Raw genomic sequence first — 1,379 nt, forward strand, 5'->3', positions numbered from 1 at the left:
GACGGTGATGGACGGAGGTGCTGCGCTCCGAGCTGATGATAGAACGTGGTCTGCAGCTACAGCCACAAGCATCAGGAAAGGAAACGCAGCATGAAGCATTATGCCGGATTGGATATCTCGGTAAAAGAGACCGCCGTTTGCATTGTCGATGAAACTGGCAAGATCTGCCGCGAGGTCAAGGTGGTCAGCCACCCCGACGACCTCACCGCGGTTCTGAAAGATCCCGCCTTGCGCATCGAGCGGATCGGGCTCGAGGCCGGACCGTTGTCGCAATGGCTGTTCGAAGGCCTGGCCAGGGCCGGTTTGCCGGCAATCTGCATCGAGACCCGACACACCAAGGCATTCCTCAAGGCGCGGCCGAACAAGACGGATCGCAATGATGCGCGCGGCATCGCACAGATGATGCGCGTCAACCTGTTCCGCCCGGTGCATGTCAAGACGCTGACGAGCCAAAAGCGCCGCGCGCTGCTGACGGCGCGCAAGCTGCTGCAGGAAAAGGCCCTCGCCATCGAGAACGACCTGCGCGGCCTGTTGCGCAATTTTGGGCTCAAGGTTGGCGTCGTCGGGACCGTCAAGTTTGAGGATCGGATTCGCGAGCTCGTCGAAGGACGCTGTGAACTGGCCGAAATTGTCACGCCGCTGCTGGAGGCGCGCTGCAAGCTGCGAGAACAGTTTACAGTTCTACATCGCAGACTTCTGAGAATCGTGCGGGACGATGAGGTCTGTCGGCGCTTGATGACGATCTCCGGCGTTGGTCCTGTGGTGGCGCTGGCTTATACCGCGACGATCGACATTCCACAGCGATTCAGAAACTCCAAAACGGTGGGGTTCATCCTGGGACTGACGCCGGTGCTCAACCAATCAGGTGAAAGTCACCGCGTCGGTCGCGTCTCGCTGTGCGGCGACGGGATGATGCGCACCTTGCTCTACGAAGCCGCCCAAGTGATGCTAACGCGCGTCAAGAAGTGGTCATGGCTGAAGGCGTGGGCGATGAATGTCGCCAAGCGGTGCGGTCTGCGAAAAGCGATCGTGGCACTCGCCCGCCGGCTGGCGGTCATCATGCACCGCATGTGGGTGGACGGCACCGAATTCCGCTGGACGCGGGAGGCCTCGCCAGCCGCTATCTGACCGGAAAGGCCGTAAGGAGAGAGACAAGTTCCGCCACCGGCGGAAGCACGTCCTTCGCGGGACGATGGATGAGGCGAGTTCGTTGAAGCACTCGGACCGGTCGCTCACTGCAGCCGATCAGGCCGCGAATCAGATTGTGCCGCTTCATTCTCCTGATCCCATGCTGGGAGGGCTAAAGCCGATCCCGTAGAGAAGCGAGGCCCCGCGAAAGACGTCAAACGCCGGAGAAGCCGCAAGCTCGAAAGCGCTTG

At 60.9% G+C, this 1,379-nt stretch carries 1 protein-coding gene; it reads left to right on the forward strand.

Annotated elements, in window-relative coordinates; all coding sequences use genetic code 11:
• Positions 1-90 precede the first annotated feature (90 nt).
• The gene (locus tag NKI08_RS34415; RefSeq protein WP_352618855.1) at positions 91-1,128 is read left to right on the forward strand and encodes an IS110 family RNA-guided transposase; all 1,038 of its coding nucleotides are present in this window, start codon (positions 91-93) and stop codon (positions 1,126-1,128) included.
• Positions 1,129-1,379 lie beyond the last annotated feature (251 nt).

Origin of the sequence: Mesorhizobium sp. M0768, assembly GCF_040320195.1 — a bacterium.
In the GTDB taxonomy this organism is placed as follows: Bacteria; Pseudomonadota; Alphaproteobacteria; order Rhizobiales; family Rhizobiaceae; genus Mesorhizobium.

Coding starts and splice junctions, on each gene's coding strand:
- NKI08_RS34415 (WP_352618855.1), top strand. CDS start 91: ATGAAGCATTATGCCGGATTGGATATCTCGGTAAAAGAGACCGCCGTT.